The sequence below is a fragment of the Yoonia sp. genome, from assembly GCF_036007805.1.
Lineage (GTDB): Bacteria > Pseudomonadota > Alphaproteobacteria > Rhodobacterales > Rhodobacteraceae > Yoonia.
In genome coordinates this window covers 1-5396 of record NZ_DASYOK010000121.1, presented here as the reverse complement: position 1 = coordinate 5396, position 5396 = coordinate 1, and the positions used below count along the sequence as shown (strand labels likewise).

Annotated in this window: 7 protein-coding genes; all 7 read left to right on the top strand. The window is 58.7% G+C overall.

All coding sequences use genetic code 11. The annotated features are described in order from the left end of the window. Nucleotides 1–130: 130 nt before the first annotated feature. The 7 genes from VGP75_RS06780 (at nucleotide 131) to VGP75_RS06750 (ending at nucleotide 5243) form a co-directional block, all read left to right on the top strand. Entirely contained in the window at nucleotides 131–493 is a 363-nt protein-coding gene (locus VGP75_RS06780) for a hypothetical protein (protein WP_327542930.1), read from the top strand. Nucleotides 494–721: 228 nt separating this feature from the next. After that, on the top strand, nucleotides 722–1609 hold the full coding sequence (locus VGP75_RS06775; RefSeq protein WP_327542929.1) for a ParB N-terminal domain-containing protein: 888 nt from the start codon (nucleotides 722–724) through the stop codon (nucleotides 1607–1609). After that, nucleotides 1606–1860, top strand: a complete 255-nt coding sequence (locus VGP75_RS06770; protein WP_327542928.1) for a hypothetical protein — start codon at nucleotides 1606–1608, stop codon at nucleotides 1858–1860. The genes VGP75_RS06775 and VGP75_RS06770 overlap by 4 nt, the downstream gene beginning before the upstream one ends. Beyond that, complete coding sequence (locus tag VGP75_RS06765) at nucleotides 1854–3419, top strand: DEAD/DEAH box helicase (protein WP_327542927.1); 1566 nt, start codon at nucleotides 1854–1856, stop codon at nucleotides 3417–3419. The genes VGP75_RS06770 and VGP75_RS06765 overlap by 7 nt, the downstream gene beginning before the upstream one ends. Beyond that, a complete protein-coding gene (locus VGP75_RS06760) occupies nucleotides 3416–3796 on the top strand; it encodes a hypothetical protein (protein ID WP_327542926.1) in 381 nt (126 codons plus the stop codon). The genes VGP75_RS06765 and VGP75_RS06760 overlap by 4 nt, the downstream gene beginning before the upstream one ends. A 362-nt stretch (nucleotides 3797–4158) precedes the next feature. Then, the gene (locus VGP75_RS06755) at nucleotides 4159–5058 is read left to right on the top strand and encodes a hypothetical protein (protein ID WP_327542925.1); all 900 of its coding nucleotides are present in this window, start codon (nucleotides 4159–4161) and stop codon (nucleotides 5056–5058) included. After that, nucleotides 5055–5243, top strand: coding sequence for a hypothetical protein (locus VGP75_RS06750; RefSeq protein WP_327542924.1), 189 nt, complete (start codon nucleotides 5055–5057; stop codon nucleotides 5241–5243). The genes VGP75_RS06755 and VGP75_RS06750 overlap by 4 nt, the downstream gene beginning before the upstream one ends. Nucleotides 5244–5396: the final 153 nt, after the last annotated feature.

Below are 5396 nucleotides of genomic sequence, written 5' to 3'. Positions count from 1 at the left end.
GGGGAAGCCTGCCGTATTGCAGCACCCACGAGCCGGACGCCTTCGCGCGACGTGATGGACCTAGTGAAAAGCCGCGCACTAAGAGTGTGCAACCGAAACCGCGCAGCGATGATGGGCAAGGGAAGCTGATATGACAACGCTCACCCTTTCATGGCCTTCCCGCGATCTGTCACAGAATAGCCGCGTCCATTGGGCGGCCAAGGCGCGGGCAACAGCATCACACAAGACCGAGGCTTGGACGCTGGCAAAGGCTGCGAAGGTGGCAACAGACCCTCACGCGGTGCTGACGTTTACCTTTCACCCGCCAAACAATCGGCACGATGTGCAGAACCTACCGGGCATGTGCAAGGCCGCGATTGACGGCATCGCGCAGGCAATGGGGTGCGACGATAAGCTGTTCCGCTGCCGCTTTCCTGACCGCTTTGCGGAGGTGCGCAAGCTGGGGCAAATTATCATAGAAATCAGTGCGATAACTTATGAAAACAAGGAATGACGCCTTGCCTTTATCATCGAAAAATGCCAGTTTAAATGAGCGAAGGGCCGGGTGCTTGCAACACTCCGACCCCTCTAACCATAGCGACCCTGATAAGGAGGATCGAGCAGTGGCTAATCACGCCAATATACGCCCGTGCGGTGATTCCGCAAGCGAACACACTAAGAACACATGGAAATCAATCGCGGAACTTGCGCGCGCTTTGGCTGATAAGTCGGGCGGTAGCAAATGAGCAAGATCAATATTGCCAATGTTCGCGTGAACGGTGGGACGCAATCCCGCGCTGCGATCAACCCTGATATTGTCCATGACTATTCCGAAGCTATGGCCGATGGCGCGGCATTCCCGCCTATCGTCGTCTTTCACGATGGTTCGGATTATTGGCTGGCCGATGGCTTTCATCGCTACCAAGCCGCAAGCCTTGCGCGCATCTATGAGATTGACGCCGACATCCGGCAGGGTTCGCAGCGTGACGCGGTGCTTTTCAGCGTAGGGGCCAACGCATCGCACGGTCTGCGCCGCACCAATGACGACAAGCGCCGCGCCGTGATGGTGCTGTTGAATGATACGGAGTGGTCGAAGTGGTCGCAGGTGGACATAGCGAAAACCTGCGGTGTGAGCCGTGAATATGTGAATAGGCTCACCAAGGAGGCATCATGTGATCGGTCACAAGATGCGACTCGCACTGTGACGCGAAACGGCACAACCTATGAGCAAAACACCGCCAATATCGGCAGCGGATCAAAACCCGATCAAGAACAGGTCACCACCTCCGAGGAGCCGGATCAAGAGCCTGACACCTACGGATATGCAAAGCTGACCGAGGAGGCGTTGCTTGATCTGGCAAACGGCTTGCGCGCCGATCTGGACGAGGAAAAGGCCAAGCGCAAAGCGGCAGAGGCGGAGGTGAAAGCCCTCAAGGCCAAGCTGCGCGACTTCCAAGACGACGACAAAGACGCCGTGATCCGCCGCCTGCAAGCATCGGTGAACAATGCCGAAAACGCAAAGTGGAAGGCGCTAGAGGATCGTGACGCCTTCCATCGCCAGCTTTTCGCCGTGAAAAAGGAGCGGGACGCCGCGCTGAAAAGCCTGCAATCGCAGGAGGTGACGCTGTGACCCCGATACTGGACCGCATCCGCTCTAAGGGCGGGCAAGTCACCCGCAAAGAGTGGAATATCGTGATCCGGCGCGGGCGGCTGGACGACGCTGCAATGGAGTGGATCAAGAGCAACCGCCAAGCACTGATGTTGGAGGTTTGGCCCGAATATGACGCCTTTGAAGAGCGGGCAGCTATTCGAGAATATGACGGCGGGCAGGATCGTGCCAGCGCAGAGCGTGACGCATATGCGGAGGTGATGGGATGCTGAATTTCACACCTCCGAAGGATATTAGCCTGCGAGATTATCAGGCATCTGCGATTGACGGCTTGCGAGACGCCATACGGGGCGGAAAGAAGCGCCTCATTCTCTGCGCAGGGACGGGCGCTGGCAAGACGCTGACCGCCGCGCACCTCTTGAGAGAAGCAAGCCGCAAGGGCAGCTATGCGCTTTTCATTGTCGATCGCGTGGCACTGGTGGACCAGACAAGCGCAGTCTTTGATGAATACGGCATCCCGCACGGCATCGTGCAGGGCATCAATGACCGCTGGATGCCTTACGAGAACGTGCAGGTTTGCAGCGCGCAAACCTTGGCAAAGCGTAGCCTTCCGCGCGCGCCGTCGCTGATTGTTGTGGACGAGTGCCATGCTCAATACAAAGCGACCCTGCAATACATGGAGAAGCACCCCGACGCCGTGAAAATAGGGTTGACCGCAACCCCGTTTACCAAGGGCATGGGCGATCATTGGGATGATGTTGTCAACGTGATCCCGACGCGACGCCTGATCGAAGGCGGACACCTGATTGAGCCTAAAATCTATGTTGCGAAATCCCCAGAGGATGCGGAACTTGGATTGAACAGCTACGGCGAATTTTCGGACGCAAGCGCCGCAACCGCGGGCATTCAAATCATTGGCGATGTTGTCTCGGAATGGGTTGGCAAGACCAATGAGCATTTCGGCGGACCCGCCAAGACAATCGTATTTAGCCCCACGGTCGAGCATGGCCGCGAACTTTGCGCCGCATTTCGAGCCGCTGGATACAATTTCCAGCAGATTAGTTATCTGGACCGCGATGACAGCGAGCGGGCAGAGAAAATCGCAGAGTTTCGCAAGCCTAACAGTCAAATCATGGGGCTTGTGTCTTGCGGCGTTCTGACAAAGGGCTTTGACGTTCCAGACGTTAAGGTCGGCATATCCTGCAAGCCCTATCGCAAGAGCCTGTCCAGCCACATGCAGGAAATTGGCCGCATTATGCGGACGCATCCTGACAAGTCGCTGGCTCTTTGGCTGTGTCATTCCGGCAATGTCGAGCGTTTTGCGATGGAAACCTATGACGTTTGGGAGAACGGCGCGGGCGAACTGGACAAGGCCACTAAGCGCGACAGCCAGCCCCGCGAACGCAATGAGGTGCAGCGCGAAAAGGTTGTTTGCCCGTCATGCAGCGGCGCGATGCGCGGTCCGACATGCACGGTCTGCGGCTTTGAAAAGCCAGCCCGTTCCGGCGTTCATGTGGTCGAGGGCGAGTTGCAACAGTTCAGCATGCACGACGCCATGCAGCCCCGCTCGGGCTTGCGGGCGGATTGCCTGAAAGAGCCGCGCAAGGTTTACGAGGGCGCGTTGTCCTATGCCGTTGACCACACCCGCAAGGGCGAGGATGCCGCGCGCAAGTGGGCCGCGGGGATCTGGCGCGGCGTATACCCGACAGCCAAGCTGCCGTTCGGCTGGTATGACATGCCGATCCCGCGCGCCGCTGATGTGGCCGCGTATTCCCTAGCAGAGCGCGAAGTTAAGCGGTTCCGCAAGCAAAGCAAGCGGGGGGCAGCATGAGCAAGCACGAGATTATTACGCCAGCCTGTGAGGCGATGAAAATGCACCTTATGGCAGCGGTTGAAATTGCCCAGGCGCAGCAAGGCGGGCGGCAGGCTATCGGGGAGGCCCTTTGCGCCGCGCTGGATACCGTTGCAGGCGGTGCGCCGCGCTATGACCTGTTTAGCAACATGCGCGAAGATGCGGCTTTCTGGGCGGACGTAGCAACGCCTGCGGAGTTGGAGATTTACATCGCCGCCGCACTTCACCGCATTCCCCGCGTCACATTCGCAGAGCGCGCCCGTAAGCGCCTGTTCTGGGCTTTGTGGGAGACTATGCCCCAGACAGCAAAGGACGGCTTCCTAGGGCGCGTACAGAAGGAGGCCGCGCCGCCATGACACATATCAGCGCGGTTCCTGCCCGTCACCAAAGCGCAGGACCTCTATTGCGGTCGGACAGACACGAGACGGCGGCGCAATGGAAGGATGGCATACCGTGGGGCGGAACCTCATGCCAAACGCAGTCCGAAAGGCCGAAGCGTGGTTCCCGGGGCAGCATCACAGCCCCGAAAGTAGCGGCCAACCTGATTGCGCAGATGCAGCGACTTTCAGGGCCAAAGCGACGGCGCGGCTCCGGCTGGCAAGATCGCGGAGGCATGGGGACCAACCTCAGCTTTGGCTGGGGCTGGTCGTCCTATGCCTTTTGCTCAGACGCTCACCAGTTGGCAATTACAACAGTAGTTATAGAAGGATAGACCACGATGAACGCGATTACACTTCAAAGCAAAATCAGGCCAGCAAGATACGAGGACATATTTGCCACGGCAGACGATTACGCAGACAAGGCCCGCGATATAGCGCGGCGGCAGGTTCATGCGCCCATCAATGCAATGAGAGCAACACGCTCAACCCCTGCACAGCCTGCGAATGTGACTGAGGGGCCAAAGGCAGAGTTGCGCCTTCCCGAAACCCGCAAAGCCAGCAGCCGCCAGACTGACGCGCAAAACCTCTTGTTTGACATGATGACCGAGCCAATGACCGCAAATCAACTTGCTGAAAAGCGGGGCAAGGACGTGTCGGGCGTCATTCGGATGCTGAACCTGATGGAGCGGAACGGGGCTGTTACGTCAATGCAGCCCGGCCGCGTCAATGGTCGCCTGCCAGCGAAGCTGTGGGATCGTGCGGTAAAGGCGTACGAGGCTGTGCACATGCAGGCCGAAAAGGGCCGCATATCACGCGAAAAGGTTATGGCCGCACTTCATGGCAAAATGACAGCCGCACAAGTCGCGGATGTGATTGGATACAGAACGCAATACGCGCGGGAGGTTTTGCAAAAGTTGCAAATTGAAGGCCGCGTTGATTGCGAGACGCCGGAGGAGTGGCAGGCGGCAGGAGGCTACGCGCCGAAACTGTGGTCGCGTGTCGAGCAGACCCCTGACGAATGGGTCAACGCCAAGGTGCAGGGCTATGACAACCGCGCGAGGATTTACGCCGTGCTGGATACACCGAAAGCCCCGTTTGAGGTTGCCGACGCCCTCGCAGCAAATCGCCAGACGGTCGCGCACATCATGCGCCAGATGGCCGAGCGCGGGTTGATTGTCGAGGCGGGGCGGACGCGCACAGACAGCGGCAAGCCGGTCAAGATGTGGGTGCGGACATGAGCCGCCGCGAGGATGAAGCGCTGATTGACTATCTGTCCGATGACATCGAATGCGAAATGTCAAGCGCAGGCGAGATGACGGAACTCGGCAAGGAATTGCGGCGCCATGAAGTCACGGCGCGGCGGTTGGTGCGCGAGAACGCAGAACTTCGCGCCCGCCTTGCGGAATTGGAGGGCAAGCCATGACGAAGAAAGGCTTTCTGACGGGCATCATCGGTTTCAAGGCGCCAAAGGGAAGGGGGCCGGATCAACCCATCCCCGTGGCTAACTCAAAACATCGGCGCCTCAAGGCTATCAATGCCAGCCTCGTCAACGCCAATGAGCCGACCCTACAGCGCG